This window comes from Clostridium estertheticum (assembly GCF_018861295.1).
Classification (GTDB): Bacteria; Bacillota; Clostridia; order Clostridiales; family Clostridiaceae; genus Clostridium_AD; species Clostridium_AD estertheticum_D.
Map to the genome: position 1 here is coordinate 137,527 of NZ_JAHLDM010000003.1, position 25,606 is coordinate 163,132.

Below are 25,606 nucleotides of genomic sequence, written 5' to 3' on the forward strand. Positions count from 1 at the left end.
GTTACTAACTTTAATTTATTAATTCGTTTTACTTGGTATTTTTATTCCTATCATTTCCTTTAAATAATGTACCTATTTCAATTCCTTCTAAAATGTCAGTAATAACATTAGGCGTCGAACCTTCTGCTATAATCATAGCAGCATTTGCATCTACTACAATTTCTGCTGCATTAATCTTAGTTGCCATACCACCAGTTCCAAGCTCCGTTCCTGCTCCCTGCGCTGATTCCTTAATTTCATCAGTAATATTTTGTACATTATATATTATTTTCGCATCAGGATTTCCCCTAGGGTTTGAATCATATAATCCATCAATATCAGAAAGTATTATAAGTAATTCTGCCCCTATTAGATTTGTAACCATAGCCGACAAGGTATCATTATCTCCAACCATTATTTCATCAACGATTACAGCATCATTTTCATTTACCACGGGAATTACCCCTTGTGATAATAACATCAAAAATGTATTATGAGCATTTATATGTCTCGCTTTATCACCAAAATCCTCTTTTGTCAAAAGAATTTGTGCAGTGGTTTTTCCATACTCTGAAAAAAACTTTTCATACATGTGTATTAATATACCTTGACCAACAGCTGCTGCTGCCTGCTTTTCTGGTATTGTTTCCGGTCTTTTTGCAAGACCTAGTTTTCCCATACCAGCTCCTATGGCACCCGAAGTTACAAGAACTACTTCAATTCCTTTATTATGAACATCCGCGAGTTGTCTTATAAGACTTTCAATATGTTTGTAATTTAATAATCCAGTAGAATGAGTTAATGTTGAAGTTCCTACCTTCACCACAATTCTTTTTACATTTTCTAAATATTCTTTTCTAATGTTCATACAGACACTCCTCACCTCATACTAAAACCTTACTTTTTTTTCTATGAATTTGCTATAATAATCTAATTTTACACCATATAAAGATAAATTTCCATTTATATATTCCGTAACAATTGTAGTTTACCTAGACATTTTCATATGATATATTTTAATTAATAAGAATTTCCAATTTGTAAATATGTATATAATGGCCCATTTTGTTTAAGATAAAGTATAAATACTTAAATAATCCATAAAATAAATTCTCTAGGAGGGACTAAATATGAATGCTATAGATTTAATGATTGAAGAACATAAACTTATAAAGAGGATGCTCGCGGTAACAAGGAAAATCTCTATTAAGGTGCTTAACAATGAAGACGTTGATTATAATGATTTTAATAAAGTTATTGATTTTGTACGTAATTTTGCAGATAAACATCATCATAATAAAGAAGAGGTTATTCTCTTTAAAAAAATGGGTGACGTTTTAGGAGAGCGAATAGCTAATGGTCCCATTATGGGTATGCTTGTTGAACATGATTTAGGCAGACTTTTTATAGGAAATCTAGAAACAGCTTTAATTAAATTTAAGGGTGGAGATAATGATTCTAGAGTAGATATAATTGCAAATGCTATAGGATACACTGACCTTCTTTATAGGCATATAGAAAAAGAAGATACCACCATTTATACCTTTGCACAAAGAAAGTTAAACAAAGAACAACTAAGCGAAATTGACTTTGCCTGCCTTGAGGTAGAAAAAGAAGCTAAAAAAAATAATCTTCAAGATACCTATATTACCTTATTAAAAGAATTAGAATCTAAAATTGGTTAACGTTCTTTCCGAACATAGTCAATTTATGATATAATTAATTTATTGTCAGTAGTCATCCCTAGAAACGGGGATGTAGTCATCCTAAGGAATAGATTTAATTTTTATTAACAAAATTTTAAGATGATATAAATAATGACTAAATAAAAACTGTAAAGTGAGAAGATTAAAATGAGAAATGCAAAATTGGAAAGAGCAATAATTAAGATAGATAATGAAATTTCTGCTATGAACATAGCTAAGAAATACTTAACAAATTCAGAAGAAATTAACGCTGTTCAAAATACCATGAATAAAAAAAGACAGTTAATCGCTGATGATTTGTATGTTGATGATAAGAAATGTTATGAGCTGTGTTGTGACTTTATAGAAGAACAACTTGATAAGGAACTGGGACAAGAGGAGCAACAAGAATTACTTGAAGTTATAAAACAAAATTTTGGAAGACAATCTCCAAATGTATCAAAAAAAAGTAATGGCCTAAATGCCTGGTTAAAAGAACTTTGTATTGAATACAAATGGGTTAAAAATGAAGAAACCGATTGGGATCTTTTGGTTATTACCGGATTTGGATTATACGAATAAACTTAGTATTAAACACCAAACCTTGGTAATGCAAGGCTTGGTGTTTACTTAATTTCTTTTTTTTATTTACCTACTACCGGAACATTTTTCGCATCATTTCTCTTCATTTTTTTGTTTTTATCGCCTTTACTTTGAACCTCTGGTGACATAGGTCTACTCATTCCCTTTTTAGCCATAATATTTCCTCCTTAAATTTATTTATTATCCTCATTACATATTATTTTATTTAAAAAACTTATTTACTATTTTTCTCCTCTAAAGTCATTATTAATTTTTAAAACTTCCTCTTCATTTAGACTTGTTGATGTCATAACTTCAATAATACCACTTCCACTCTCAAGCATATTTTTTACTAATTCAACTTGCTCTTCATGTTGTCCTTTTGGTAATTTTGTTTTCTTCATAAATATCTCCTCCTCTAAAATTAAAATAAAGCATTGTAACGTTTTATTACAATACTTTATTTTTACCTAGAAGATAATTTTTATTCTACTTTGTTTGGAACACTAGCAGTTTTACCTTCTACCTTATTTGTTAAATTAACATTTTTCTCTTCTTCTATAGCAACTTTATATAAACTTTGTTTTTCTTTTAGCAATTCTTCAGCCACTTTTATGGCTACCTCATCACCAGATTTCTTCGCTTGCTCTAAACTAACTTTCACTAATTGATATTCTTGTCTTGTGGCGTTTAACTTATTTCCCTTTTCTAATTCTTTAATCATATCTTTTGCCAATTCATATTTTTCTTTATCTGTCATATCATCACATTCCGCTAATCTTTCATTTTCAATTTGTAAAATTATTTCTGTTTTCTTAACATCCTCCGGGTTTAAAAATAATTTTAGATTATCCAATCCCTTGTTAATAAAATAGAAAATGCTATCTGTTATGATTTTTGTTTCCTTATTTACAACCTCATTTATATTTATTTCATTACTTGTACTATTAGAATTTTCAACACCTATTGCAAACACCTGTGTATTTATGCTTATTGTAAATACTATAGCTGCAACTAAAATACCTACTCTCTTCATGTTAATTCCTCCTCATATTGTTCTTATATAAATAATAGTCATTAATTGTTATCCCATATTTTAAATTTCACTTTATATACGTTACATGATATGATTTATTAGAGGGTTTTTCTATTTTACTTAAATTGCAGTTTATTTTTCTTTCCCCTCTTAAAATTAATAATATTTACGTATAGAAAGTATAAGGGGTGCACAAATGAACTTAAAACTTCTTTTTCATAAAAACAAAAAAACAGTCCTGGGGTTAGATGAAGAACAAAGTTTTAATATAGATGATTTATTTATTGAAAATCGTAATGATTTTATTGAAAAAAACAAAGGTTTTATTTATTCAACTACAAGTAAGATATGCAAAAGACATTTAAGCTGGGAAAATGATGAAGAACTTAGTATTGCACTTACCTCCTTTAATGTAGCTTGTGACAAGTATGATAAAACAAAAGGAAATTTTTATGGTTTTTGTAAAATTATTATTAGAAATTCCTTAATAGATTTTTTTAGAAAAAACGTAACATGCCCCAGTCTAATGTTTTCTAATAATGAATTTAATATAGATTATATAGATGAAAAAAATTCAATTAGTAATTTTGAAACTCAAATAGAGAATGCATTTAGAGTTGATGAAATAAACTTATTTTCTAAGGAATTATTAAAATATAAAATTAATTTTGATTCACTAATTAACTTATCTCCCTCTCACAAAGATACGAGAAATAATTTATTAAATGTTGCATTTTTATCATCTAGGGAAGAATCAATATTAATACATTTAAGGACAAAGAAAAGACTACCAACCAAGGAAATAATAATACTAACTGCCTCCAACAGAAAGTTAATAGAAAAATGGCGTATATATATAATTTCTTTAATACTAATAATTTCTAATCCAGAATATGTGTATTTAAAATCCTATCTTGATATAAAAGAGGGTGACATAAATGAATAAAACAGGTATTGTAATAAATATCATTAATAAAAAAGCTGGCATTATGACTTCCAGTGGAGAATTTTTATATATAAAAATTAGCAAAGTATTACCCAATATAGGTGGAATTTATACAGGAAAATTATACAATAAAAATTTATTTATTTATAAATATGTTATAAGCGTTGCATCACTGATGTTTATGATTGTTTCTAGCGCCTATGCGCATTCCTACTATACCCCTGTTTCAACTATAATTCTTAGGATTAACCCTTCTATTTCTATTGACGCTAATAAATGGAATAAAATTATTAAGTCTAAGCCACTGAATTCTGATGGTGCCCTAATACTTAATAATATTAAGTTAAAAAATAAATCTATTGACGTTGGTCTTGGCCTTTTAGTTAAAGAAGCTAAAACTGAAAACTTTATAAACGAAAAATATATAAGTAATAAAAAAGTTATTAATCTTGACATTAAAAGTACCAAACCCATCTCTATAGATATTTCTAACTTTGAAAATACTATAGGTAGTAATAATTTAAATGTTAAAATTAATCTATCTCCGGGCAACACTAAGAACATTGATATTATAATTAATAATAAAAAAATAAATACTTCAACCTTAAATAACAATAGTTACAAAAGAAAAATTACAAATAACCAATCAAATATAAATATAAGCGAAAATAAATCATCTAAAATTAAAGATACGTTGAAAGATAACACCAAATCTACAACAAAAAAATATAATAAAATTAACAACGATATGAAAATTGAAAGCAAAAATTCAACTAATAATTCATCATCCAGTACAAAACATCAAAATTCAAATAAAATCAGAAACAATGCGCATACGTCTAAAAATAAAAACATTAAAAATGCTAATTTGCCTAGTAATACTAAGGTACAAAAACATACCAATAAAATACAAAATAGAAATAGCAACTAAAACAAATGAATACATAAATAACAATATATAGATTACATTCTATATATTTCACAGTATTAACATTCTCTTTTTTGTGAAAGATATTAATATGTTATTAAAAGGAGGTTTTTTAATATGCGTGAAGGATTAATTCCTACGATTTTAGGTACAGTTGTAAGCGTTGCTGGTGCATCATTTTCAAAGAATAACATGAAGAAGAAAACTATGCTTCCCATGATAGAAGCTGGTGTTGTAGGCTTTGGACTTGCTCACATAGTACTTGGAGCAATTGATCTTGTTGAACACAAAAAATAATAGTAAGATTTCAAACACTATAATCTAAAACAAAAGGACTGATTAAAGTTAACTTTAATCAGTCCTTTTGTTATTTCACCTAAATGTACATTTCCCTAAACAATATCCTATAATTAGTATATACAATATTCTACAATATATAAAGATGTAAAAACTATGTTATAATTAATATAACATTATTATTATATTCCACAGAGAAATATGGGAGGGCTCATTTAATGAGAATGATTTTTTTTGATACAGAAACTACTGGCATAAGGCCAGGTAATATATGTCAGCTTAGCTATATACTTGTTGATACTGACTATAAACCTACAAAAACAATAGGTAAAAATATATTTTTTACTGTAGATTATGTAGAACCATCTGCAGAGGATGTACATGGTTTTAGTGTAGATACTTTATTTGCACTAAGCGAAGGCAAAACTTTCGAAGATTCTTATGAAGGTTTTATTGAAGATTTTATAAATGCAGATATTCTTATAGGCCACAATGTTAATTTTGATATAAAATTTTTAACTCACGAACTTGAGAATTGTGGACATACTTTAAACCCTAAACATACATTTTGTACCATGAAGTATTATAAAGACATATGTAAACTTTTCACTTCACGTGGAGGATACAAAAACCCCAAATTAGCAGAAGCCATTAAATTTCTTGACTTAAATGAAGATCAAATAAATTTAAAAAGCAACAAGTATTTTGGAGACGCTGCAAATTTTCATGATGCTAGATTTGATACTACTGCAACATATTTACTAGTTACAGAAGGTATTAAAAAAGGTTTCATACCAAAACATTATTTCACGAATCTTGCTAAATAATTAACGTGAAAACTATTTGAACAATAGAATTTCTATTCTTCAAATAGTTTTTTAAGTTTACTCCACATATCAATATTAACTTTTTTAAGATTTACGACTCTAAATTTTTCATTAACAAAAGCATGTGTTGTACTACCCTTAGCCAAAATTTTTCCATCCTCTGCCCTAACTACATTATAATTAAATATTATCTTGACACCATTTAGTTCTTTCATAAATGTTTGGATAATAATTATATCCTCGTATTTTGCCCCTTCTATGTGCTTACATGAGCTTTCCACAACTGGTAACATAATATTATCTTTTTCCATTTCTTTATATGTCATTCCTATTGCTGTTATAAATTCTGTTCTACCCACTTCAAAATAAGCGTAATAATTTGAATGATGAACGATTCCCATTTGATCTGTCTCTACATATCTTACTTTTAGTTTTGTTTCATTAATATACATATTCATATCTCCGATCGAAATTTTCATTAAAACTCATATATTATGCCATCACAAAATATTCTTTTAACAACTCTGTTACTTACATACATCTCAATTACATCGCCTATTTTTATATATAACTCTACAGGTAAATTAAGTTCATATGCAAAATTCCCTGATTTTATTTTTAATTTTGTCCTATGTATATGGCTTCTTCCTACCAAATCAGCAAGGTCTGCCCCTAATAACAACCCTTGACCTGACATTAGACTATCAATTTGTATTACCGGATAATCAGTTATTTTTGCAACAATAGGAATTAGATTTTCTATTTTTTTATTACAAATATAATCTATCTCTTCATCTATAATAATTGAATCATTTTCAATTATAGCATTATTAATATCCACTAAGAAATATGCATTTATTTGTGTTAAATCTACTTTTTTATAATTAAAGTTTTCTTCAGAACGTATTATTCTAAGATATACTAGTTTTAATAATTCTTCATAGGTATTATCCTTGAATTTTTTAAATTCTTTAATTATTATATTCTCTATGCTTTTACTTAATCTCTGCTCATTAATTTTCCCTAAAATACTTTTACATCCCAGAAAACTTGCTAACTCAGATTTTATTTTATTTATATTAAAGTCCTTCTCCGTAAGTTTTATATCTGTACTCGCAACCATAAATACATTAGTATATTGCGGATATGCAGATTGAATGAATCCTAAATATTTTCCGTTTTTACTGTATACATTAAAAGGCATATTACGTCACTTCCTCCAAAACTATTTTTTCAATCATAAAAATAAATAAAATACTCAATATTAATATTATACATCTAACCAAAATTCATACATATAGATTTGGTAAAATATTATTTTGCTTTGTTATAGAAAATGTTGAAAATTTTCTAGTGTTTTTTTTATAATAAAGATATTCACAAATAAATTTTAACTAGAAACAATTCACTTTCGAGCTTTGTCTTTTATAAATATCAATATGGCAATAATAGATATGTACGTTATATTAAATAAAACTATTTTAGGAACAATATACCCAATGAAAGCTCTTCTTTGCACTTCATTTTTAATAATGGTGCATAAATAGAGAGTAACCGGAAATATAAACCAATATATTTTCTTTTTATCTTTTATTTTACAAATATAACTTAGAATATAAGTAAACGCATAGTTCTCATTTGCTATAATCATAAACATCACGATACTCCATAAAAATAAAAATAAAAATCTAAAGTTAATTAGTATTGGTATGTCTATTCCTCCTGCTACTAATAAAACTGGCCATAAAGCAATAGACGTAACCTTATATCCTAAAGAATATATACAGATAAATGTAATCCAAACATAAATTGACATAGTAATAAATAACGCCTTCAAAGTTATCTTTTTCATTTTATTTTTTTCTTTCAAAACTGGATAAAATAAAAATATTGCTTCTATTCCGCCATAGGCAAAAACTGATTGAATGCTACCACTAAAAATATTTTTAATTCCTGGTCCGAATATAGGAAAAAAATTTAAATAATCTCCACTTTTCAGTGATATTACTAATAACATTGTTAATGTCACTATAATATATAGCGAAATTTTATTGATTCTTACTAATACTTTTATCCCTTTACTACTTAAATAAATAGCTAATAGTATGGTAGGAATAAAAATTTTTATGGGTGTTAAAAAAGCTGTTGCATGCACTCTAAAAATATTAGCTAAGCCAACAATAGTAACTATTGTAAATAGACTAAATTCAGCCATAAATAAAATATTACAAATAGTTCCGAGCATCCTACCTAAATACATATTACTTAAGGTCAATATATTCTGATTGGGATGTTTTTTGGCATAATAAATTGATAATAAAGCTATATATAGCGGATACAGCCCACCAACTATCACCGATATCCAACCAGCCTGCTTTGCGTCCTGTACTACCCCATTTGGTAATGCTAAAATATTTATTCCAATTATAAAGCCTACTAAAATTGCTGTAGTTTCGCTCTCCTCTAATAAGTTTTTTTTTGCTTTATCCATCTTATTTACTCCCCATGTACTTTAATACTGACCTATTCCAATCTTATCAATGTTCACCACTACATTTACTTTAATATCTGAATTGCTTACCTCTTTATTCCAATCTACACCAGATTCTCTGCCATATTTGGCCGCAGCATACATTCCTAAATTTAAGCAATCTATTTTATAACTATTTTTCATTTTACATAAAAAATCATAACATTTTATTTCTATTTTTTTTGATATGAGTTCTTCAAATTCTTTTTCACTTTCTTTCTTCATAGATTTATATAATGTATTCTCTATAATGTCACCCTGAAATTCTAAGTCAATGATGAATTCATACTTGCCTTTTATTTTATTACATTTTACCTTCCTTTTAACCGTTGCATCATAATTTATATACTTATCTGGACCCTCCTGCAAACTTAATATTCCCTTCCCTTTTTTCTCTCTAAGCATATTCATAATTTTGCCCTCGCCCATAGGTATTACATAAGCCATTTTATCTCCTTTAAATAATGCCATGCCAGTAATCGCAATATTTTTATCCTTTATCTCTAGATATGGCAGTACTAAATTTTTGCCTTCTGAATCCAATGTAACATATATATTCAATAAATTATATTCAGAGTTAAAAAAATTGTAGTTTGTTCCATGTCTAATAATACCTTCCATGTAATCTGCAGCACTAGGATACCCAGCTACCTTAACCCTTAATATATCTTCCGCCTTCCCTTTACCAACTGTAAATATAACTTTATCATTAACCTTTGCATTAAAAAATAGTATATTTACAATGTTTGTTATCCCATAAAATGCCTGTTCTTCACCTATTATAGTTATTTTTGGAGTTCCAATTGTAAAAGGTTTGCTTGCATTTAATTGTCTTTGTTGCCTTATTTCTGCAATGCTGTTTGCCTTTGTTTTTATAATACTACTACTTATATCACTACCTTTTATAATTCTAGTTGAATTTTTAATAGAACTGCCTGCCCCCTCTTTTCCCTTAGTTTTAAAATCGTATATAGTAATAGGAACTCTATATTCCACATCACCATTTAGACCTTTGTTAATATCATACCCAACACCTGCTGTTATATTTAATTCCTCCATAGGGCTTACTTGCAATTTTTCTGCATAAATAGAAACTATAATTACAACTAACAACACAATTATTATTTTTTTCTTTTTCAAAGTGTCACCTTCTATTTTTTCTTACTTACCTATATTTAATACTGTCCTCTTCCTACTTTATCAACGTGTACCTTTACATTTACTTTAATGTCAGAGTTAGAGACAACCTCATTCCAGTCTACTCCTGTGTCTCTTCCATATTTTGCAGTAGCCACCCATCCTAGCTGAAGTAGATCTACCTTATATTTGTTCTTCATCCTCCCCAAAAATCCATTGCACATTTCTTCCACTTGTTTTGCCATGTCATCTTCAAACCTTTTGGTTACCCCTAAGTTTGTTGCCATACCTTTATATAATACATTGTTAACAATTTCTCCTTTCAAATCCAAGTCAATAATAAAAGTATATTTTCCCCCTGTTTTTTTACATGTAATTTTTCTTTTAGATGACCCTTGATAATTCACATATTCTTTTGAATTCTTTTGTATTGTCAATATTCCGTTTACCTTGTTTTCCCTAAGCATATTCATTGTTTTTGTATCCTTCATATCCAAAATAACAGCTAGCTTATCCTTTTTAAAAACTGCCATACCTTTTATTTTAATTCCATCTTCCATTATTTCAATATAGGGACTAACTATATTTTTGCCCTCTGCATCTATTGATAAAAATGCATCTTTAAACATGTAGTCTTCCTTAAAAAAATTATAATTTACCGAGTTTTTAATCATATCGCTTATATACTCTGCTGAATTATCATAACCTGGAGAAGTATAATTAAGATAATCTTCATGCCTACCTTTGCATACAACTAAAAATGCATTGTCATTAACAACAGGATTCTTAAAATTAACATCTATTAAGTCTCTTATTCCATATTTAGCATATTCCTCATCTACTATATAAATCTTTGATAGTCCTAAAAAAAATTCTTTTCCTATTTTTTTTTGTCTATTCTCTCTTGTTTTCCCAATAGTGTTACCTATTCCAGTACCTAATAATGTTTCAACAGTGCCGTCTTCTTTATATTCATTAGCAGTGGTAGAGACCCTATATATTATATTCCCTTCACCATTTTTGTTTATTCCCATTCCTACACCCACAGAAATACCTAAATCCTCCACACTCTGTGTTTTGGTTTTTTTACCTCCGAAAACAACCATAATTAAAGTACTACATAAAAAAACAATAAATATTATATTCATATATTTTTTCATTTTACCCATCCTTTTTTTATCCATATTAAACTGGCGATTAGGGTTATATATATTAAATTGTAAATAACGCTGATTGGAAGGGTATATTTTATAATTTCCTCCATTGCTAACTTATCTGGATAATATGTGTTTGTAATGATAATAACCAAAACAGCTATAACAACATATATTAATTTTTTATTTTTTATTTTCTTAAAATCATTTAAGAAAAACAAACACACGTAATTAAAAATAGCGACAGATTTAATTGCTATAATTATCCAAAAAAACACGAAAATATATTTAAAATTATTTATTACTTCAACCTTTACTGCCGATGTCACTGTAAAAAAACTCCATATTGTTTTATGAATAATATCTTTGCCCATATAATATATAGTTATAAACGTAATCCATGTATATATAATAGCAGTAAATCCTACTGCCTTTAAAACAGAACTCTTTATCTTGCGACTATCGTTTATAAGGGGATAAATTAAAAATATAAGCTCCATTAATGAGTAATCATAAGCAGAGTACACGCTCCCTTTTAAAATATTTATAATTCCTGCCCCAAATACAGGACTTATATTTAAATAACTTCCTTGTTTTAAAATAGAAACGGTAGGGATAATGACCCCTAGCACCATCCAAAAGGTGATAGCACATGTCCTTCCTAGCACTTTAATTCCAAGGCCAGCAGCGTATACTCCTATAAAAAATAAAACTATATGAATTTTAATAGGAGTTAAAATAGGTGATGCTTCCGTTCTTACAATTAACGTGATTGTTGTAATTAATGGTGGAAAAAAGCTAAAAAAACTTAGTAAAAAAAGAACATTTAATATGCTCCCAAATGGCTTGCCTAAGTATCTTTTACTAAGCACTAAAATATTATCTTTAGGGTATTTCCCACTTACATATATAGCTAAAATAGCTACATATAAGGGATATAAAGCCCCTATTATTACAGAAATCCACTCATCCTGTTTTGCAATATCTATTCCCCCATTAGGTAAACTTGTAGCCGTTACATCAAGCATAATTCCTATTAATATAAAAGTTACTTCATTTGGAGTTAGTAGATTTTTCTTTTCTATCTGCATTACTAATAATCTCCTCTACCCTGTAAATCTGCATTAACCACTACATTTACTTTAATATCTGCATTTGAAACTACTTTATTCCAATTAATATTTTTGTGCCTTCCATACTTTGCAGCTGCTTCTCTTCCAAGAGTAATACAATCCATCTTATAATCACTTTTCATTATTTTTATAAAATCAACACATTGCTTTTCAATATCTTTTTCCATATCTTTTTCAAATTCTTTTTTTTTGTTTATATCCTTTAACATATCAGCGTACATTTCATTATTAGTAATTGTACCTGTGAATGTTAAATCAATAATGAAACTGTATTTATCTCCTTGCTTATAACATTTCACTTTTCTTTTACCAGTTTTTGCATCAAAATCAATAAACTCTTTAGGGCTTTTTTGTAAAGTTAGTATCCCATATACATCATCATTTTTTAACAAATTAAGTATTTTACCCTTTTGTATATCCACGACTTCTACCATTTTATCTCCATTGAAAATAGCCACACCAGTGATTTCTATTCCTTCTTCAGTTATTTCTATATATGGAAGCACCAGACTTATACCCTCAGCTCCAATCCTCACATACGCATCTATTAACTTGTAGTTGTTAGAAAAAAAACTATAATTGCCATAAGATTCTACAAGCCCCCTTATATATTCTGAAGAGTTACTATAACCTTTTTTTTTGTACTTTAAATAATCCTCTGCTTTCCCTTTGCATACTACCATATAAGCCATACTGTTCGTTTGTGGATTTCTAAATCTATCATCTATCAAAGTTTTTAAACCATACCTTGCATAATCTTGACTTACAAAAATTACTTTTTCCTGACCTTGTACAAACTTTTTATCCATCTTTTCTTGCCTTTTCTGAGTTACTTCTCCTAAATTTTGACCTTGCTCATTAAATAACAAATTCGCTTGTTTACCACTTGCCTTATAAACATTTGTATTAATTGGTATACTATATTCAATGTTATTTTCACTTTTTCTTTCTATATCATAGCCAATGCCATTAATAGTCACTATCTCCTCAATAGGTACCCGGCCTTGGTCACGCATAATAAATACATAAATAAAAATACCAATTATTATGATAAAGTATTTTTTTTTATTCAAGCTCTACCTCCTCCCTTAAAAGATATAAATATAGAAATAGATGTCATATATAATAAATTAAATATGATAAACCATGGTAAAATAATATCGTTAATATTTTGCCTACTTATTTCATTACCAAACTTTAGAGCTAAATATACAAGTAGTGGATAAATTAAAAAATAAATATTTTTAGTCTCTATTTTATGTACAAACTCTTTTAAAATATATATACTTGCATAACAGTTAATACTCATACTTTTAAATGCAACTAAACTCCAAAATGTCATAAAAATGTATCTATAATTATTGATTACTGATACGGTTATAGTTTCTGTTACCACCAAAAATGACCAAAAATTTTTGTTTACAATATCTGGGCCTAAATAATATATAGTTATAAAAACGCACCAAACATAAAGAGTAATAGCTATAGTCACACTTATAAGAGAAGATTTAAGAATTTTCTTTTTCTCTTTTAGAAAAGGATAAATAAGTAGGATTATTTCCGCTCCTCCATAAGCAAAACTTGATTTTACAGCTCCCTTTGCTATTGAACTAAACCCAGACCCAAATACAGGATAAATATTTGTCATATTCGGAAATCGTAAAGCTATTATAGGTGATAAAAGAAGAATGATTGTAACGTAAAAAGAAATCTCACTTATTCTTCCTATTACTTTTAACCCTCTTGAAGCCGCATAAATAATGCAGATAACTAGTATAGCTATAAGTTTAAATGAAGTTAAAAATCCCATCATATAACTTCGCATTAAATTACTATAATAACAAGCAATCATCGATGTTATAAAAATAAAATAAGTAGCAAAGATTAAATTAAAGATACTCCCAAGAATTTTACCAAAATACTTTTTACTCAAAATTAGTATGTTGTCATTAGGAAATTTTTTACTTATATAGTTGGCTATACTTACAACATATAATGGATATATTCCGCCAATTAAAGTGCAAATCCATCCATCCTGATGAGCAGCTTTTACTACACCATTGGGAAGTGATAAAACACCCACTCCAACGATGCTACCAAAGATAATAAGGGCAAACTGACTTACAGTTAAGCTTTGTTTTTTATCAGAGCTTCTCTCCATTTTATTCACTACCTTTTTTTCTTAAACTTATTTCTAAAATCCATCTGCCTTATTGGGTCACTATTCGGAATTCCCTCTGGCCGCTTGTTCATCTTCCAAAGCGGTGCTCTAATAAATGTATCCTTCATGTCACTTTTATGAAACTCAAAATATGGTACACCTAGACTATCTAAAGATGAAAGATGAACTAAAATTAAAAACCACCCCACTGCAATTCCAAATATGCCCATAATATTTGCTAGTACCAGCATTGGAAATCGTAACATTCGAATAGAAAGAGACATATCATAATTAGGAATTAAGAAGGTAGTAATTACAGTAATTCCAACTATAAGTAAAGTAGTCGGACTAACCATTTTAGATTGAATTGCCGTATCACCTATAATAATACCTCCTACTAAACTTAATGTTTGAGCAATTTTAGTAGGTAGCCTTAAGCCACCCTCTCGTAAAAACTCAACAACTAGTTCCATAGCTATAATCTCTAAAAATGGAGTTAGGGCTATTCCAACCCTTGACTGAACAATTGGAGTGACAAATTTTATGGGTATAAGTTCTACATTAAACTTTATAAGTGTTAAGTAAATAGAGGGTAGGGTAATAATAACAATTGCTGCCAAAATCCTTAGAAGTCTTACAAACGATGCTACAATTGTTCTTTCAGTATAATCCTCAACAGCCTGAAAAAATTGCATGAATATTGCTGGATATATAAGCACCATTGGCGTTCCTTCTATAATAAGAACTATTCTCCCTTCTAGCATATTTCCAATAGCTCTATCTGGTCTTTCTGTACTATAGGCTTGTGGAAAAACCGTATAGGCATAGTCTTCAATATATTGCTCAAGCTTTCCCGCTGAAAGTACGGCATCTAAATCAATAGCTTCTATTCTCTTTTTTAATTCTTTCAATACATTTTTATCCACTATATCATCTATATAAACCATTGCCAAATCACTCTGCAATCGACTTCCTACATTAAATAACTCAATGGTGAGATTCTTATCCTTGACTTTTCTTCGAATAAGGCTGATATTTACTTCTAAATTCTCTACGAAACCATCTCTTGGACCTTTTGCTGCTGTTTCATTCATAGGCTCCATAATAGCACGTTGTACTCCGCCTGTAGTGTCAGCTATTATCACTTCCAAAGCGCCATTTATTAAGACTGCAGTTTTTCCTCTTTTGAGATGATCAACTACTCCATTTAAATCTGATTCTACCAATGTATTGCTCATAGAAATATATCTTTTACAAAGATAATCCCCTATATTGGCTCTCCCATTTAAATTTTCTCCTATATGAATCATCAGAGGGTTTAATATATCTCTATCAATAATATCCTTGTTCGCAATTCCATTTACATAAATAATCGCAGCTTCTAAAGGCTGATCAGTTCCAATATAAAAATGCTTTACCACTATAGGACTTTGCTTGCCTAACCCATTCCTAATTAAATCTATATTTACATTTAAATCTCCATTTTTCATTGTAATCACCATGACCTTTTCTCATAAATAGACAGATTGTGAATTATAAATTGATACCTCAATTATGATTTTTATATTACATAGTTTCTCTTATTTAATCTAAAATATCCGCTTTATTTTTTCTATTCTAATTTTAAATGTACGGCTATTCCGATAATAGATATATCAGTTATGTAGTAAATAAGCTTCACAACTTAAAATATAAGAGCACTAGCCCCTTACTGTTATACAGTAAAGATCTAGTGCCCTTATTTAGTATAAATTTTAATCATTAGACAGGTATCTTTATATAAAAAAAGCCCTATAAAACAAAAGTTTTATAGGGTATACTTACTTAACTATCTTCCGAAAGATGAGTTATTATTTTGTTGTTTTCTTGCTCTTCTGCAATCAACACATCTTTGTGGTTCATTTTCGAATCCTTTTTCTTTGTAGAAAGCTTGTTCGCCCTCAGTGAATACGAATTCTTTTCCACAGTCTTTACAAATTAAGTTTTTGTCTTCCATTTTAAATATTCCTCCTTTTATTTGAAAATTAAGATCTAAATTTGATTAACAATAATTTCCTAAATAAAAGGGGATATGTTGTTTATCAGATTAGATTCTCTTAAATAGTAACTTTAAATTACTATTACATACTTATATTAACATATTTAAAAAGCATGTACAATATAATTTTAACCATTCAACAAACTTTTTTTATACGTTTTATGACATACTATTAAATCATCTTCTTCGAAGCTGTTAAATCATCTTCTTCGAAGCTGCAACATTAACGACTTCAGAAGAAGGTTCATATAAACCCAATAGTATCGATGAAAACATTCCTTCTGAAATGTCGTTAAAATGCAAAGTTTCCTTTTTCAAACACAGCTACTTCTTTTCCATCTGCTGTGATACCAATTATTTGTAAGTCTTCTGTACCAACCATAAAATCTTCATGCACAAATGAATCATTAACTTCTAATCCGGAAAGTTCCTCATTGCTTAAATTCTCACCATTTTTTATACATACTGGATATGCTTTTCCTAGAGCCAAATGACATGAGGCATTTTCATCAAAAAGTGTGTTATAAAATAATATATTAGAGTTTGATATTGGAGAATCATATGGCACTAATGCTACTTCACCAAGATAACATGATCCTTCATCAGTTTCAATAATACTCTTTAAAATATCGTAACCAGTTTCTGCTTTGAAATCTACTACTTTTCCCTTCTCAAAAGTAAGCGAGAAATTTTCAATTAAATTTCCATTATAATTTAAAGGTTTAGAGCTTACTACAGTACCATTAACTCCTGTTTTTTTAGGTAACGTAAATACCTCTTCAGTAGGCATATTTGCTATGAACTCTACTCCAGCTGGTGTATAATCTGATCCTCCCATCCATAAATGATTTTCTGGAAGTTCAATTTTTAGATCCGTACCCAATGAATTCTTGTATTGTAGGTATTTAAAATTATTCAAATTTAAATAATCCATGCTTTTCTTTAGATTTGATTTATGAGTTTCCCATGAAGCAACAGGATCCTTAGTATCCACTCTCACTGTTTTAAATATAGCATTCCAAAGTTTTTCCATTGCCTCATCCTCTGAGATTTCCGGGAAAACTTTATTTGCCCAAGCTTGTGTTGGAATAGAGGCAACACACCAAACATTTTTGTTACTCATCATTCTATCTCTGTATTCTTTTATTGCAGTACTCGCAGCTTTATTTGATTTTGACAATCTTTCAGGATTAACATCCTTCATAAGTTCTGGGTCAGAGGCTGAAATACTTAAAAAAGCAGCTCCCTTTCGCGCACTTGAAACATAAAAATCTCTTTGCCAATCTGGGTATTCTGAAAATATCTCTTCCGGAGCAAACGTGAATTTAATTTTTGTAGATAATTCATCCCTCCATGTTACTACAACTTCCCTAGCACCTTCTAAGTATGCTATTCTCGAGACAATTCTAGTAAATGCAGCACACTCAATAGGTGAATTAATTACAAGCGTTTGATCTTTTTGAATATTAATTCCTGTCTTTACCAATAAAAGAGCATATTTCTCTAATAATTTATTATCCATAATATACCTTTAGCGGATTAGTACACAATACCCAAATCCACTAAATACTCACTTCCTTTATATATTTTATGTACAAGGTATAAGCCCCTTGTCATGGCCAAGTTTATTCATAGACTACGTAGCACTATTCTAATATATTATCTATAACCCTTAAGAAAATTATACCATAAACCGGGCTGTTAAAAATACTAACCTATTATTTTGATTTTTTATTCCATTTCCATCCATTTTTCAATATTTACATCTAGCTCCCTTTGAATTTTTTCCTTTTCCTTTCCGAGCTCCACCAATTTCTCATAATCTCTACCACTATTATTCATTTCAACATCTATATCCCTAATTTTTTTTTCTAATTTCTGAATTGTTTCTTCTAAAGTTTCTATCTCCTTTAATTTGTTATTGCTTACTATCTTATTATGATTTTCGCTACCTCGCTGCTTATTTGTTTTATCTTCTTTGGGATTTTCTACTCCATTTCGTTTAAATTCACTTTTCTTTTCTCTATAATATTCATAGTCACCATCATAACTAATAATTTTTTTATCTTCTATTTCTAATATTCTTTTTGCAAGCTTATTTATAAAAAATCTATCATGAGATATAAATAATATAGTTCCTACAAATATTAATAATGATTCTTCTAGCATTTCCCTTGAATCAATGTCAAGATGGTTTGTTGGCTCATCAAGTATCAATAAATTTATATCATTTTGAATTAGAATACAAAGTTTAAGTCTACTTTTTTCTCCACCTGAAAGATTTTTAACCTTTTTAAAAACTCTCTCCCCATAAAATAAAAACTTCGCAAGGATTCCTCGAGCTTCACCCTCAGAAACAGTGATTCCATCTCTAAAAACATCAAGTACAGTTAACTCCTCATTGTGAAATGTTATATTCTGTGGTAAATATCCTATTTTAATATTAGAACCTAACTTTACCTCACCCTTATCTGGTATAACTTGACCTAAAATGATTTTAATAATGGTTGATTTGCCACTACCATTACTTCCTAGCAAAGCTGTAGATTCACTATTTCTAACATATAAATATAAATCTTCTAATACCTTTTTATCCTCAAACTTTTTACACATACCTTTAAGTCTCACAACATCCGTGCCAGATCTATCAGTTTTCGCAAAATCAAGTTTTATTTTAGCTCCATTTATTAAGGGCTTATCAACCCTTTCTACCTTATCTAACCTTTTTTGCATACTTTCAGCTCTTTTAAAGAATTTTTCGTTATCACCTTGAGTCGCCCATTCTCTTAATCTTTTTATGGCTTTTTCCATTGCCTTTATTTTCTTTTGTTGATCTTTATATGCTTCAAACTCTTCAAATATCCTTCTTTGCTTTTCTATAACATAATATGAATAATTACCATTATACAAAGAGGTTTCACCCTCCTCAATTTCAACTATTTTTGTTACAACTCTATCCAAGAAATATCTATCATGTGAAATGATTACTACTGTTCCTTTATATGATTTAAGATAATTTTCAAGCCACTCTATTGATGTTACATCTAAATGATTTGAAGGCTCATCGAGAAGTAGTATCTCAGGATTCTCAAGTAGTATTTTACCTAACATAACAATGGTTTTCTCTCCACCACTTAAAGTCATAAATTTCCTATCTAGAGTCTCTTCTTCAAACTTTAATCCAATGCAAACCTTACTCATTTTTTCTTCTATTTCATACCCACCTTTTGCTTGATAAAGTTCATTAAGTTCACCATATTTTCTTAAAGCACGTTCTAATTCATTTCCATTTAGGCTACCCATTTTCTCTTCTATTATTTTTAATTCTTTATTTATTTCATATTGAATTTGAAAAGCAGTTTTTAGAACATCTATCACTTTAAAATGTTTTGGATAATCTGGTATTTGCTCTAAATATCCTATTGTCGAATTTTTTCTTATAGATATGCTACCATTATCTTTATTTTCCATACCAGCAATAATTTTAAAAATTGTAGTTTTACCCGATCCATTTTTCCCAATTAGTCCAACTCTTTCATTGTTATGAACTTCAAAGCTAATATTACTAAGGATTCTATTACCTCCAAAATATTTTTCTACTTCCTTTAATTCTATTTCTATCATTATTAATTCCTCCGTATTTTACATTTCTTTTTATTTCAAGTTAATTTAATCTCGTATTTATGTTTTTAGGAATAAACTTAAAAAATAAATAAAACCCCAGCAAGAAACACTTGCCGAAGTTTTTATGTTTGATTTTAATATAGATTAGTTATTCTAACCTATTCATATTCGAATCAAAAAACCTAGGCAAGAGAGTCATTACCTAGGTTTCAAATAACATAATTATAATGTATTTAAGGTAAAGATAACTTTCTTCTTTTTAGCAATATATTCAATTTTGGGTAGATTTCTCCCGTAAAATTGAAATCAGCAAAGCTTATTCCAGATAATGACATTGGTAATCTATCTAAAATTGTATTCTCTGAAAAGAATTTAGCCATTGTTTTACTCCTTTTTTAAAATTATTATGTTAATTTTACCATAATTCCTATTGTATATCAATACTGGAATTTTTTTTACTGCTACGTAACCTTGAAAAAGTTAACACAGCCCCAATGAAACAAATAATTGCTGCAGTTATATATACAATTTTCATGCCATATATAAATGCATCATTTCGTCCTACTACATAATTAGTTACACGATGTCCAATTTTAAAACTCATTCTATTATATAAAAGTGCAGTTGATAAAGCTATTCCACATACCATTCCAAGATTTCTTACAAGTCCATTAATGCTTCCTGCAATACCTAACTTATCCTTTGGTACTGTGGACATTATTAAAGAATTATTAGGCGATTGAAATAGACCATTACCAATGGTCATAACGACTATATAAAACACCATACTCATTAGACTAGTTTGCTCATTTAAAGTTGACATTAAAAGTAGACCCACACTATTTACCAAAAGTCCTATAAAAGTTAGAATCTCGGATCCTATTTTATCTGATAAATGCCCACTTATTGGTGCAACAACAGACAAAACTAAAGGGGATACCATAAGTACTAATCCGGTAAATGCAGGTGAGTAATTAAGTACATCCTGAAGATAAAATGGTTGAATAATAACTGAACAAAACATTGCCATAAAAGATATAAATCCACAAAATATAGAAAGTGAAAATAATTTATTCTCAAATATTTTTAGCTCCAGTAAAGGGTTTTTACGTTTCTTTTCCACAAATATAAATAGTATGAATGAAACAATTGATATTAAAAAACCTACTAAAATTATAGGATGTGTAAACCCAATTTCTTGACCCTTACCCAGAGCTATAAATAGAGGAATTATAGTAAATGCAAATAGTAATGCTCCATATCCATCCAATTTACCTTTTTCTGTTTTGTTTGCTTTAGGAAGTATTTTTAATCCATAAAACAAAGTTATTATGCCTATTGGTATGTTAATTAAAAATATATATTCCCAACTAGTAGCATCGACTATAAATCCTCCGAGTCCAGGTCCAACCATTGCCCCCAGTGCCACAAAGGTTCCTGTAATTCCAAGTGCCCTGCCTCTCTCATTTGCAGGAAATACTCCTGTTATAATTCCTTGACTGTTTGCCATTGTAGCTGCAGCCCCTATCGCCTGAACAACTCTTGCTAAAACCAAAACCGTAAGAGAACTTGTTATTCCACAAAATAAAGACCCCATAGTAAATAAAGCTATTCCAAACTTAAATACCTTTGTTTTACCAAGCATATCACCTAATCTACCAAAAACTAATATAGCTGCTGAGATAACAATTAAGTAACTTGTTACTACCAATTGAATACCTGCTGATGTTACATGAAGAGCTTTAGCCATTACAGGTAAAGCTACGTTTACAATACTACTATCTAAAGTGCACATAAAAGTTACCATTACAACTATAAATAAAATTGCCCATCTGTTTTTATAATTACTATCATTCGCTGAATCCATTTATATTCTCCTCTTATCCTTGTATTTTCATTTTTTTTACACTATTTAGAACCTTACTCAATGAGTTTATGGTAGTTCTCTTCTCCTCCTCATTTAAATCTTTTGTTATTAATTCTACCAACTTATGTATTTTACAAAGTACTTTTGGAATTATAACCTTAGCTTTCTGCGTTAAATATAACTTATAGGCTCTAGAATCATCTTCATCTTTATTTCTAACTATGTATCCAAGATCAATTAGTTTTGTTATGGTTCTAGCTGACATTGCCTTATCACAACCTATTTCTTCGCTTATTTTATTTTGGCTAATACCTTCATTTCCCCTTAACATAAGTAAATAAGGATATGAACCACTGCTTAAATCATATTCTTTTAGCATCTTATCCAAATGAACTTGTGTACTTCTTAAAATTTGATTATTAAGTTTTAGCAAATGCATTATGTCTTCTTTCAAATATTACACCCCTTGTATAAGTATATTATTATTTTTTATTTTAGTTGACAAGTCAACCTTATTATATTGGAATTCTGTTGACTTGTCAACCACTTAGCTACTCTTGCATTATAATGTTATACTTAAAATGTTTAAGTATATTTATATTTAATTAACTTAAATATATAAACTTTTGATAATAGTTCTTGCAAACCTCTTCTAAATAGGGCATATTGTATTATGTAATAAAAAATGTACAAAAGATATATTATGTTGGAGGGATTACATATGTTAGGTTTTATTATTATTTTTTTTGCTAAGATAGTTGAGGTTTCATTAACTACGATTAGAATAGTTCTCATAACTCGTGGTGAAAAATTCTATGGTTCTATTATTGGTTTTTTCGAAGTAATTATATGGTTATATATAATTGGTACAATGCTTGTTGGAATAAATGAAGCACCACTTAAAATGATCACTTATGCCTCAGGCTTTGCTTGTGGAAATTACATAGGTTGTATTTTAGAAGAAAAACTAGCATTAGGCTTAATTACTATAAATGCAATAGTATCTGTTAAAGATGGGTATATATTAGCTGAGCTACTTAGAAAAGAAAATGTAGGTGTTACTATTGTTAATGCCGAAGGGTTAACAGAAGAAAAAAAGATGCTTATATTACATGTTAAAAGGAAAAGAAAATGTGAATTAATAAAATTAATATCAGATTCCCATATAAATGCTGTAATTTCTCTAATGGATACTAAAACCATATATGGTGGATATGGTATTAGAAAATAACTATCTAACTAAGGGGTGTATAAAATGTGTGAAAAACAAAAGATGCTAAATGGTGAAATCTATAACGCATATGATAAAGATTTAGTCCTTTTAAGAAATAAAGCAAGGCATCTTACAAAATTATATAATAATACTGAACCAGAAGATGTTACTGATAGAATAAATATTCTAAAAAAACTATTTGGGAAAATAGGTGATAATTTTGAAATAGAACCTCCTTTTAATTGTGATTACGGAACTAATATTCACATTGGAGAAACCTTCTATGCCAATTTTAATTTTTTAGTTTTAGATGACGGACTTGTAACAATAGGAGACAATGTATTAATTGCTCCTAATGTAAGTATATTTACTGCAACTCACCTTCTTGATCCTAAGTTGAGGCCTAAAAATGCCGATTATACAAAAGCTGTAACTATAGGAAACAATGTATGGATTGGCGGTGGATGTATAATAAATCCAGGTATAACTATTGGTGATAATAGTGTAATAGGTTCTGGTAGCATTGTTACAAAGGATATCCCAGCTAATGTTGTCGCTGTAGGAAACCCTTGTAAAATACTAAAAAAAATTGATTAGTTTTCTAAAAAAGAAGGAGGTCAAACTACTGAAATAAATTTCAGTAGTTTGACCTCCTTTTTTAATTTTAACAACATTTTGGAAGCTTCAAGTCTGCCATCTTCTATAAGTGGCAATTGTCTAGCCTATGAAAATTGCTTTGGTGGCAGTCTAAATCTGCTTCCAAAGTTGTTAATATTTCAGCTCCGCAGGAGATGATTTAACTTACTCATTTGGATGATTATATATCATCCTGTCGTATACATGGTTAAAGCCCATTTTACGATAAAGATTTTTAGCCCTTTTATTATCAAGATCTACATGAAGGGACAGATTACCATCTGTTAGCTCAATTGCACGTCCTATTAGTTCCGACGCCACACCTCGCCCTTTATTACCTGGCTTAACACCAATATACGCAAGGTGGTAAGTTGGAATAAATCGTTCAAACCCCATATTTACTACAATACAGATACCCTGTTCTTCACCATTTCGTTTCGCTATTAATAAAAAGCCTTCCTTCATAGCTTTTTCTATAGCATCCACGGTCTCTCCCACTGAATCATTATAAGTAGATAACCAATCACGCGTCATCTCAAGCAGCTCTTCTTTGTTTTTATCATTAAAGCTTTTAATCTCACACACTTCAATTTCACTTCTTGCATCATTTAAAATAATTAAATGTTTTCCATTACTTAGTTTCCCTTGATTTGCCTTTTTAATAAATGCTGCCATTGCATATGATTCCTTCCTTGACACCATAACACCTTCAAGGTCTCTTAACATGTTAGCTGCATTTTTTAAATCATTTTCTTCAATCTCAATCATTTCCGCACGTGTATCCATAATTATTTTCTCAACTGTTGCAACTATACCTGTATAATCATCTTCCATGTATAAATTAGATTTTACAGTATCTTTTTCCTTGCTTTTAATCCCACCGATTTGCATCTTCCTAACATACTCGTCCATTGAATCTTTCCACGACGGATTTGAACCACATATTAATTCAGGTAACTTACCTAATTCTTCATGTACCCAACTCTTAATTAATCCACTATATACACTTGAAAGTGTATATCCAAGACCTAATTGTATTGTAATTGTATCAGCCTTAAAATCCATACGTTCTAAGCACTCTCTTGTCATATCCTCTAGCACAAGATGGCTAATAATATTATTTAGATTCCATTCGCACATCAAATACATGTTGTTTTTTTCTGCTATCTCTCTTAGATTAGAACGTGTAATAGTATCTTTTTTATCACGCATATCAAATAAAATAGATTTATCTATTCTAGAAATCTTCCATTTCTCTTGCTTGAATAAAGGAACCTTAATCTCAAGTTCATTTAACTTCGCAAATAACTGGACTGATTGTATATAACATTCAGACCCATCAACTAATATTTTTTTAAATCCATTAGCAATAGCATCCTTAACTAGAACTTCTGATATACGATCATATTTATGACCTGATGGATTAGCTCCTTCAAGTTTTAAATATATTTCTGAAATACCTAATGCCTTCTCTAATTTTTTTGCTCTCATTAACGGTGTTCTTCCACTTTTTCGCATAATCTCTCCTTCAACACTTAATTGTGATTAAATTCAAAAAACACTCCAACTTTTCAAACCTTTATAGTTAGCGTGCCCATTTTATTAAGCTATAATTATTTATATTATACCATTTTAAGCTTAAATCAGCAAATACAAGGTAAATCATCATCTTCGCTAATATTATATTAACAATTTTTAAAATACAGTTAAAATTTCCATTAATGTATAATGATAACTCATTCGAAACTTACAAAAAGATTGATTTTTTTGTCGTTTTATATATAATAATATTAGTAGATTAAATTTAATTGCAACATCGTTAGGGGGAAAAAA

General features: G+C 29.0%; 27 protein-coding genes. 8 read left to right on the forward strand and 19 right to left on the reverse strand.

Annotated features, from left to right (window positions below; genetic code table 11):
* Nucleotides 1-28 precede the first annotated feature (28 nt).
* Nucleotides 29-847: a glutamate 5-kinase gene (gene proB, locus KPL54_RS04715; protein ID WP_216105266.1), complete on the reverse strand. Its 819-nt coding sequence runs from the start codon at nucleotides 845-847 to the stop codon at nucleotides 29-31.
* A gap of 262 nt (nucleotides 848-1,109) precedes the next feature.
* On the opposite strand from proB, the gene KPL54_RS04720 reads away from it, so the two are divergent.
* Complete coding sequence (locus KPL54_RS04720) at nucleotides 1,110-1,664, forward strand: hemerythrin domain-containing protein (RefSeq protein ID WP_216105268.1); 555 nt, start codon at nucleotides 1,110-1,112, stop codon at nucleotides 1,662-1,664.
* 168 nt (nucleotides 1,665-1,832) lie between these two features.
* Nucleotides 1,833-2,246, forward strand: a complete 414-nt coding sequence (locus KPL54_RS04725) for a hypothetical protein (protein ID WP_171297518.1) — start codon at nucleotides 1,833-1,835, stop codon at nucleotides 2,244-2,246.
* 242 nt (nucleotides 2,247-2,488) lie between these two features.
* Here KPL54_RS04725 and KPL54_RS04730 read toward each other — a convergent pair whose 3' ends face one another.
* Nucleotides 2,489-2,650 (reverse strand): hypothetical protein, encoded by a 162-nt coding sequence (locus KPL54_RS04730; protein ID WP_169829567.1) that lies wholly within the window; start codon nucleotides 2,648-2,650, stop codon nucleotides 2,489-2,491.
* A gap of 80 nt (nucleotides 2,651-2,730) precedes the next feature.
* Nucleotides 2,731-3,282 (reverse strand): DUF5667 domain-containing protein, encoded by a 552-nt coding sequence (locus KPL54_RS04735; protein ID WP_216105270.1) that lies wholly within the window; start codon nucleotides 3,280-3,282, stop codon nucleotides 2,731-2,733.
* A gap of 196 nt (nucleotides 3,283-3,478) precedes the next feature.
* On the opposite strand from KPL54_RS04735, the gene KPL54_RS04740 reads away from it, so the two are divergent.
* From KPL54_RS04740 to KPL54_RS04755, 4 genes are all read left to right on the forward strand, one after another.
* On the forward strand, nucleotides 3,479-4,228 hold the full coding sequence (locus tag KPL54_RS04740; protein ID WP_216105272.1) for a sigma factor: 750 nt from the start codon (nucleotides 3,479-3,481) through the stop codon (nucleotides 4,226-4,228).
* Nucleotides 4,221-5,159 (forward strand): anti-sigma-I factor RsgI family protein, encoded by a 939-nt coding sequence (locus KPL54_RS04745; RefSeq protein WP_216105274.1) that lies wholly within the window; start codon nucleotides 4,221-4,223, stop codon nucleotides 5,157-5,159. The genes KPL54_RS04740 and KPL54_RS04745 overlap by 8 nt, the downstream gene beginning before the upstream one ends.
* Before the next feature lie 114 nt (nucleotides 5,160-5,273).
* On the forward strand, nucleotides 5,274-5,453 hold the full coding sequence (locus KPL54_RS04750) for an asparagine synthase (RefSeq protein ID WP_216105276.1): 180 nt from the start codon (nucleotides 5,274-5,276) through the stop codon (nucleotides 5,451-5,453).
* A gap of 218 nt (nucleotides 5,454-5,671) precedes the next feature.
* Nucleotides 5,672-6,280 (forward strand): 3'-5' exonuclease, encoded by a 609-nt coding sequence (locus tag KPL54_RS04755; RefSeq protein ID WP_171297514.1) that lies wholly within the window; start codon nucleotides 5,672-5,674, stop codon nucleotides 6,278-6,280.
* 32 nt (nucleotides 6,281-6,312) lie between these two features.
* Here the strand turns inward: KPL54_RS04755 and KPL54_RS04760 are convergent, their stop codons facing one another.
* The 15 genes from KPL54_RS04760 to KPL54_RS04830 all read right to left on the reverse strand — a co-directional run bounded on the left by KPL54_RS04760 (nucleotide 6,313) and on the right by KPL54_RS04830 (nucleotide 22,378).
* Complete coding sequence (locus KPL54_RS04760) at nucleotides 6,313-6,732, reverse strand: acyl-CoA thioesterase (protein ID WP_216105278.1); 420 nt, start codon at nucleotides 6,730-6,732, stop codon at nucleotides 6,313-6,315.
* Nucleotides 6,733-6,758: 26 nt separating this feature from the next.
* Complete coding sequence (locus tag KPL54_RS04765) at nucleotides 6,759-7,484, reverse strand: hypothetical protein (protein WP_152750881.1); 726 nt, start codon at nucleotides 7,482-7,484, stop codon at nucleotides 6,759-6,761.
* A 201-nt stretch (nucleotides 7,485-7,685) separates the two neighbouring features.
* Nucleotides 7,686-8,771, reverse strand: coding sequence for a GerAB/ArcD/ProY family transporter (locus KPL54_RS04770; RefSeq protein ID WP_216105281.1), 1,086 nt, complete (start codon nucleotides 8,769-8,771; stop codon nucleotides 7,686-7,688).
* A gap of 21 nt (nucleotides 8,772-8,792) precedes the next feature.
* Complete coding sequence (locus KPL54_RS04775; RefSeq protein ID WP_216105283.1) at nucleotides 8,793-9,950, reverse strand: Ger(x)C family spore germination C-terminal domain-containing protein; 1,158 nt, start codon at nucleotides 9,948-9,950, stop codon at nucleotides 8,793-8,795.
* Nucleotides 9,951-9,985: 35 nt separating this feature from the next.
* Nucleotides 9,986-11,107 (reverse strand): Ger(x)C family spore germination protein, encoded by a 1,122-nt coding sequence (locus tag KPL54_RS04780; protein WP_216105285.1) that lies wholly within the window; start codon nucleotides 11,105-11,107, stop codon nucleotides 9,986-9,988.
* Nucleotides 11,104-12,192: a GerAB/ArcD/ProY family transporter gene (locus tag KPL54_RS04785; RefSeq protein WP_216105287.1), complete on the reverse strand. Its 1,089-nt coding sequence runs from the start codon at nucleotides 12,190-12,192 to the stop codon at nucleotides 11,104-11,106. Before KPL54_RS04785 ends, KPL54_RS04780 begins: the two co-directional genes overlap by 4 nt.
* A 2-nt stretch (nucleotides 12,193-12,194) precedes the next feature.
* Complete coding sequence (locus tag KPL54_RS04790) at nucleotides 12,195-13,307, reverse strand: Ger(x)C family spore germination protein (protein WP_216105289.1); 1,113 nt, start codon at nucleotides 13,305-13,307, stop codon at nucleotides 12,195-12,197.
* Entirely contained in the window at nucleotides 13,304-14,395 is a 1,092-nt protein-coding gene (locus KPL54_RS04795; RefSeq protein ID WP_216105291.1) for a GerAB/ArcD/ProY family transporter, read from the reverse strand. Before KPL54_RS04795 ends, KPL54_RS04790 begins: the two co-directional genes overlap by 4 nt.
* 8 nt (nucleotides 14,396-14,403) lie before the next feature.
* Nucleotides 14,404-15,885, reverse strand: a complete 1,482-nt coding sequence (locus KPL54_RS04800) for a spore germination protein (RefSeq protein WP_216105666.1) — start codon at nucleotides 15,883-15,885, stop codon at nucleotides 14,404-14,406.
* Nucleotides 15,886-16,223: 338 nt separating this feature from the next.
* Nucleotides 16,224-16,391, reverse strand: coding sequence for a zinc-ribbon domain-containing protein (locus tag KPL54_RS04805; RefSeq protein ID WP_071611770.1), 168 nt, complete (start codon nucleotides 16,389-16,391; stop codon nucleotides 16,224-16,226).
* Between the two features lie 334 nt (nucleotides 16,392-16,725).
* Nucleotides 16,726-17,955 carry an aminopeptidase gene (locus tag KPL54_RS04810; RefSeq protein WP_216105293.1) on the reverse strand — a complete coding sequence of 410 codons (1,230 nt, stop codon included), beginning with the start codon at nucleotides 17,953-17,955 and terminating at the stop codon, nucleotides 16,726-16,728.
* A gap of 209 nt (nucleotides 17,956-18,164) precedes the next feature.
* Entirely contained in the window at nucleotides 18,165-20,057 is a 1,893-nt protein-coding gene (gene abc-f / locus KPL54_RS04815; protein ID WP_216105295.1) for a ribosomal protection-like ABC-F family protein, read from the reverse strand.
* A 233-nt stretch (nucleotides 20,058-20,290) separates the two neighbouring features.
* A complete protein-coding gene (locus KPL54_RS04820) occupies nucleotides 20,291-20,437 on the reverse strand; it encodes a hypothetical protein (RefSeq protein WP_216105297.1) in 147 nt (48 codons plus the stop codon).
* Nucleotides 20,438-20,484: 47 nt separating this feature from the next.
* Nucleotides 20,485-21,924, reverse strand: a complete 1,440-nt coding sequence (locus KPL54_RS04825; RefSeq protein WP_216105299.1) for an MFS transporter — start codon at nucleotides 21,922-21,924, stop codon at nucleotides 20,485-20,487.
* 13 nt (nucleotides 21,925-21,937) lie between these two features.
* The gene (locus tag KPL54_RS04830; protein ID WP_253203351.1) at nucleotides 21,938-22,378 is read right to left on the reverse strand and encodes a MarR family winged helix-turn-helix transcriptional regulator; all 441 of its coding nucleotides are present in this window, start codon (nucleotides 22,376-22,378) and stop codon (nucleotides 21,938-21,940) included.
* Nucleotides 22,379-22,645: 267 nt separating this feature from the next.
* On the opposite strand from KPL54_RS04830, the gene KPL54_RS04835 reads away from it, so the two are divergent.
* Nucleotides 22,646-23,155 (forward strand): DUF2179 domain-containing protein, encoded by a 510-nt coding sequence (locus tag KPL54_RS04835; protein WP_216105301.1) that lies wholly within the window; start codon nucleotides 22,646-22,648, stop codon nucleotides 23,153-23,155.
* A 24-nt stretch (nucleotides 23,156-23,179) separates the two neighbouring features.
* Nucleotides 23,180-23,734, forward strand: coding sequence for a sugar O-acetyltransferase (locus KPL54_RS04840; protein ID WP_216105303.1), 555 nt, complete (start codon nucleotides 23,180-23,182; stop codon nucleotides 23,732-23,734).
* Between the two features lie 204 nt (nucleotides 23,735-23,938).
* On the opposite strand, the gene KPL54_RS04845 is transcribed toward KPL54_RS04840, so the two are convergent.
* Nucleotides 23,939-25,291, reverse strand: coding sequence for a pyridoxal-phosphate dependent enzyme (locus KPL54_RS04845; protein ID WP_216105305.1), 1,353 nt, complete (start codon nucleotides 25,289-25,291; stop codon nucleotides 23,939-23,941).
* Nucleotides 25,292-25,606: the final 315 nt, after the last annotated feature.

What these genes read in the sequence shown, in the direction of transcription:
- proB (WP_216105266.1), bottom strand. Translation starts at nt 847, where the DNA reads ATGAACATTAGAAAAGAATATTTAGAAAATGTAAAAAGAATTGTGGTG.
- KPL54_RS04720 (WP_216105268.1), top strand. Translation starts at nt 1,110, where the DNA reads ATGAATGCTATAGATTTAATGATTGAAGAACATAAACTTATAAAGAGG.
- KPL54_RS04725 (WP_171297518.1), top strand. Translation starts at nt 1,833, where the DNA reads ATGAGAAATGCAAAATTGGAAAGAGCAATAATTAAGATAGATAATGAA.
- KPL54_RS04730 (WP_169829567.1), bottom strand. Translation starts at nt 2,650, where the DNA reads ATGAAGAAAACAAAATTACCAAAAGGACAACATGAAGAGCAAGTTGAA.
- KPL54_RS04735 (WP_216105270.1), bottom strand. Translation starts at nt 3,282, where the DNA reads ATGAAGAGAGTAGGTATTTTAGTTGCAGCTATAGTATTTACAATAAGC.
- KPL54_RS04740 (WP_216105272.1), top strand. Translation starts at nt 3,479, where the DNA reads ATGAACTTAAAACTTCTTTTTCATAAAAACAAAAAAACAGTCCTGGGG.
- KPL54_RS04745 (WP_216105274.1), top strand. Translation starts at nt 4,221, where the DNA reads ATGAATAAAACAGGTATTGTAATAAATATCATTAATAAAAAAGCTGGC.
- KPL54_RS04750 (WP_216105276.1), top strand. Translation starts at nt 5,274, where the DNA reads ATGCGTGAAGGATTAATTCCTACGATTTTAGGTACAGTTGTAAGCGTT.
- KPL54_RS04755 (WP_171297514.1), top strand. Translation starts at nt 5,672, where the DNA reads ATGAGAATGATTTTTTTTGATACAGAAACTACTGGCATAAGGCCAGGT.
- KPL54_RS04760 (WP_216105278.1), bottom strand. Translation starts at nt 6,732, where the DNA reads ATGTATATTAATGAAACAAAACTAAAAGTAAGATATGTAGAGACAGAT.
- KPL54_RS04765 (WP_152750881.1), bottom strand. Translation starts at nt 7,484, where the DNA reads ATGCCTTTTAATGTATACAGTAAAAACGGAAAATATTTAGGATTCATT.
- KPL54_RS04770 (WP_216105281.1), bottom strand. Translation starts at nt 8,771, where the DNA reads ATGGATAAAGCAAAAAAAAACTTATTAGAGGAGAGCGAAACTACAGCA.
- KPL54_RS04780 (WP_216105285.1), bottom strand. Translation starts at nt 11,107, where the DNA reads ATGAAAAAATATATGAATATAATATTTATTGTTTTTTTATGTAGTACT.
- KPL54_RS04785 (WP_216105287.1), bottom strand. Translation starts at nt 12,192, where the DNA reads ATGCAGATAGAAAAGAAAAATCTACTAACTCCAAATGAAGTAACTTTT.
- KPL54_RS04795 (WP_216105291.1), bottom strand. Translation starts at nt 14,395, where the DNA reads ATGGAGAGAAGCTCTGATAAAAAACAAAGCTTAACTGTAAGTCAGTTT.
- KPL54_RS04800 (WP_216105666.1), bottom strand. Translation starts at nt 15,885, where the DNA reads ATGAAAAATGGAGATTTAAATGTAAATATAGATTTAATTAGGAATGGG.
- KPL54_RS04805 (WP_071611770.1), bottom strand. Translation starts at nt 16,391, where the DNA reads ATGGAAGACAAAAACTTAATTTGTAAAGACTGTGGAAAAGAATTCGTA.
- KPL54_RS04810 (WP_216105293.1), bottom strand. Translation starts at nt 17,955, where the DNA reads ATGGATAATAAATTATTAGAGAAATATGCTCTTTTATTGGTAAAGACA.
- abc-f (WP_216105295.1), bottom strand. Translation starts at nt 20,057, where the DNA reads ATGATAGAAATAGAATTAAAGGAAGTAGAAAAATATTTTGGAGGTAAT.
- KPL54_RS04820 (WP_216105297.1), bottom strand. Translation starts at nt 20,437, where the DNA reads ATGGCTAAATTCTTTTCAGAGAATACAATTTTAGATAGATTACCAATG.
- KPL54_RS04825 (WP_216105299.1), bottom strand. Translation starts at nt 21,924, where the DNA reads ATGGATTCAGCGAATGATAGTAATTATAAAAACAGATGGGCAATTTTA.
- KPL54_RS04835 (WP_216105301.1), top strand. Translation starts at nt 22,646, where the DNA reads ATGTTAGGTTTTATTATTATTTTTTTTGCTAAGATAGTTGAGGTTTCA.
- KPL54_RS04840 (WP_216105303.1), top strand. Translation starts at nt 23,180, where the DNA reads ATGTGTGAAAAACAAAAGATGCTAAATGGTGAAATCTATAACGCATAT.
- KPL54_RS04845 (WP_216105305.1), bottom strand. Translation starts at nt 25,291, where the DNA reads ATGCGAAAAAGTGGAAGAACACCGTTAATGAGAGCAAAAAAATTAGAG.